The 3,545-nt window shown below is 68.6% G+C and carries 3 protein-coding genes and 2 tRNA genes; 1 reads left to right on the top strand and 4 read right to left on the bottom strand.

The genetic code is table 11. From position 1 onward, the window contains the following. Positions 1 to 249: 249 nt before the first annotated feature. On the bottom strand, positions 250 to 1,692 hold the full coding sequence (gene tig / locus AC08OX_RS16015) for a trigger factor (protein ID WP_476608557.1): 1,443 nt from the start codon (positions 1,690 to 1,692) through the stop codon (positions 250 to 252). 58 nt (positions 1,693 to 1,750) lie between these two features. After that, positions 1,751 to 1,823: transfer RNA gene (locus AC08OX_RS16020), tRNA-Pro, on the bottom strand. Positions 1,824 to 1,870: 47 nt separating this feature from the next. Here AC08OX_RS16020 and AC08OX_RS16025 point away from each other — a divergent pair. Further along, a tRNA-Gly gene (locus tag AC08OX_RS16025) sits at positions 1,871 to 1,944 on the top strand. Positions 1,945 to 2,072: 128 nt separating this feature from the next. Here AC08OX_RS16025 and AC08OX_RS16030 read toward each other — a convergent pair. Together AC08OX_RS16030 and AC08OX_RS16035 are read right to left on the bottom strand one after the other, a co-directional pair. Further along, entirely contained in the window at positions 2,073 to 3,197 is a 1,125-nt protein-coding gene (locus tag AC08OX_RS16030) for an acyl-CoA dehydrogenase family protein (RefSeq protein WP_476608558.1), read from the bottom strand. A 30-nt stretch (positions 3,198 to 3,227) separates the two neighbouring features. Beyond that, positions 3,228 to 3,545: enoyl-CoA hydratase-related protein (locus AC08OX_RS16035; protein WP_476608559.1), on the bottom strand; the 318-nt coding region annotated here is incomplete at its 5' end.

Below are 3,545 nucleotides of genomic sequence, written 5' to 3' on the forward strand. Positions count from 1 at the left end.
CCCGATGTTCGCGCTGGGCGTGAGGACGGGCCAGCCCCACCGGCCCAGGGCCGGTGGGCGCTCATGGCCAGCCGGGTGCGGGCTGGTTCGGCGCGGCGCCGTCCGGTCACGGAAGGCGGCGATGGTGAGACGAACAGCGGGGCCGGCCACGGTTCCAGGTGGAAACGGTGACCAACCCCCACGGTTCGCCTGTTATGACCCGATGGTTGCTTCGGGAGGAACACGACCGCGCCAGCGGCGAGGCGCTGATCAGCCGTTGCCGTCGGTCTCCGCCTCGACCGGCTCGACCGTGGCGTCCCCGTCCCCGGGGGCGACGACCTCCGCCGCGACGGTGACATCGCGGCCATGATCGGCGTCGGCGTCGGCGTCCGGCTGCGGACGGGCTGGCAAAGCGAGCTCGACGGGGGTCCCCGCACCGTCGACGACCTTGGCGTTCTCCAGCAACAGGAAGAGCGCCTTGGTCCGCAGGACGTCGGCCATCAGGGCCGTGAGACCCTCGCCCTGCGCAAGCTGCTTAGCGTAGACGTCCGGCTGCACCCCGGAGCGCTGAGCGCGCAGGATGAGCTGCTCCATCAGCTCGCCCTGGTCGATCCCGATCGACTCGGCATCGATCACCGCGTCCAGGATGAACTGGGAGCGGATCGCCTTGCCGGCGGACTCGCGAACCTCCGCGTCGAACTCCTCCTCGGTCTGGCCGAGGGTCTCCAGGTAGGACGGGCGGTCCGTGCCGATGTACTCCAGCTCGCGGGAGAGGCGGTGCTCACGGGCCTCGATCTCGCCGGCGAGCAGCGAGCCGGGCACCGGCACCTCCACCCGCCCCAGAAGGCTTTCCAGCAACTTCTCCCGGGCCTGGCCGACCTGTTCGGTGCGGCGCGACTGCTCCAGGCGCGTCCGGATGTCCGCGCGCAGCTCGTCGAGGGTGTCGAACTCGCTGGCGGTGGTCGCGAAGTCGTCGTCCAGGGCCGGGAGCTCCTTCTCCTTGACCCCGCGGACCGTCGCCGTCACCTGGGCGGGCTGACCGGCTTGCTCACCGGAGAGCAGCTCCGTGGTGAAGGTGCGGGTCTCGCCGTCCGTGGCGCCGATGATCGCGTCGTCGAGACCCTCGACCAGGTTGCCGCTACCGACCTCGTAGGACAGCCCGGTCGCCTCGGCACCATCGATCGGCGTGCCGTCCGCCTCGGCGGACAGGTCGAGCGAGACGTAGTCACCCGCCTGCACGGCCCGCTCCACCGGCGTGAGCACCGCGAAACGATCACGCAGCGCGCCGAGCTGCTCCTCGACCTGCTCGTCGGTGACCTCGACGGCGTCAACGGTGATCTCAAGCTCCGAGAACTCCGGCAGGGTCACCTCGGGCCGGACATCCACCTCGGCGGTGAAGACGAGCTGGCCGCCGTCGACGAACTCGGTGATGTCCACCTCGGGCCGGGACAGCACATCGACCTCCTCGGCCTGCACGGCCTCGGAGTAGAGCTGCGGCAGCGCCTCCTGGACGGCCTCGTCCAGGATGACACCCCGGCCTAGCCGCTGGTCCAGGATGCGCGGCGGGACCTTGCCCGGCCGGAAGCCCGAGACCCGGACCTGGCGGGCAAGCTTGCGATATGTGGCCTCGAGCGAGGGCTTGAGCTCGTCGAAGGGCACCTCGACAGTGAGCTTGACCCGGGTCGGGCTGAGGGTCTCCTTGGTGGCCTTCACGGCGCGGCGGTCTCCTGGTACGACGTTGGACAGGGGGGTGACACGCCGAGGGTATCGGTCGGGGCGGGGAGACTCGAACTCCCGATCTCCTGCACCCAAAGCAGGCGCGCTAGCCACTACGCTACGCCCCGAGGCGTCGCCTGCTCATTCTACGGGGTAAGCTCGCATCGATCACCTCGCGGGTGTAGCTCAATGGCAGAGCCCCAGCCTTCCAAGCTGGCCATGCCGGTTCGATCCCGGTCACCCGCTCCACTCTGGGTCAACCGCGTCCGCACGGAAGCCGACCTTGTCGTTCCACCATGTCCACCGGGCGGGCCGAGCCCCCCGAACCCCCACATACCGAACGGACCCGGCTCCAGGCGTGGTTGGTCTCTTGCCGGTCAGAGGGAGCGGGCGATGAGCTCCTTCATGATTTCGTTGGTGCCGCCGTAGATCCTCTGGACACGGGCAGCGGCGTACATGCGGGCGATGGGGTACTCGGTCATGTAGCCGTAGCCGCCAAAGATCTGTAGGCAGCGGTCGACGATCTCGCTCTGCTTGTCGGTGCCCAGGTATTTGGCCATGGACGCGGTTGCGCCGTCGAGCCGGCTGGCCACATGCTCGGTGATGCAGTGGTCGATGAAGGCGCGCAGCGCCAGCGCTTCGGTACGGCACTCGGCGAGCACAAACCGGGTGTTCTGGAATTCCAGCAGGGGTTTGCCGAACGCCGTGCGCTCCTTGGCGTAGGCGATGGCCAAGTCGACGGCGTGTTCGGCGGCGGCCGCGGCATTCACCGCGATGGACAGCCGTTCCTGCGGCAGCTGCTGTACCAGCTGCACGAAGCCTTGGCCCTCGGCCGGACCGAGCAGGTTGACCGCAGGCACCCGCATGTCGGTGAAAGCCAGCTCTCGGGTGTCGGTGCCCATCGCGCCGATCTTCTGCAGCACCCGGCCGCGTTCGAACCCCTGCAGCCCCTGGGTTTCCGCCACGATCAGCGACAGCCCTCTGCCGCCGGGCGCGTTGCCGGTGCGGGCCACGATGATGAGCAGGTCACAGTGGGTACCGTTGGTGATGAACGTCTTTGCACCGTTGATCACGTAATGGTCACCCTCACGCCGGGCGGTGGTGCGCACGGCCTGCAGGTCGCTACCGGTGCCCGGTTCGGTCATCGCGATCGCGCCGACGAACTCACCGGACGCCAGTCTGGGCAGCCAGCGTTGCTTCTGCTCGTGGTTGCCGTAGGCGTTGATGTAGTGCGCGACGATCGGGCTGTGCACCAGGTAGGCCCAGCAGTCGTCGGCGATGTAGCCCTGCTCGCGCAACACCACGGCCTCGTGCGCGAACGTGCCGCCACCGCCGCCGTACTCAATGGGGCAGCTGATGCACAGCAGGCCGATCTCGCCGGCCTTGTTCCAGAACTCGCGGTCGACCGCGTGCTGCTCGGTCCACCGCTCGTGGTTGGGTTCGGATTCCTTGGCCAGGAAGGTGCGGGTGAGGTTTTGGAGCTGGTCGAGCTCCTCGGTCATCCACGATGATCGGTAGATCATAGTCCGTCCTCAGTGGTCGGTAAAGTTGTCGGCGATCCGTTCGACGATTTTCGTCGCGGTGGCAAGGGTTCCGGTGTCGGATGCGACCTCGGCGGCCGGCCTGGCGGCGAGCGCGTCGGCGGTGATGATCGGCTCGCCGGTGAGCAGCATCCGCATCGCCGTGGCCTTGCCGACCGCGTGCACCAGCCGCTGGGTGCCGCCCGCGCCCGGGATCACCCCGAGGGTCACCTCGGGCAGCCCGCCCTTCGAGGCGGAGTAGGCGGTCCGGCCGATCTGCCTGGCAAAGGCCGCGGTCGACGCGGTGTTGACGATGACGGCTTCTCGGAT

Source organism: Frankia sp. CoBUL1, from assembly GCF_978021245.1.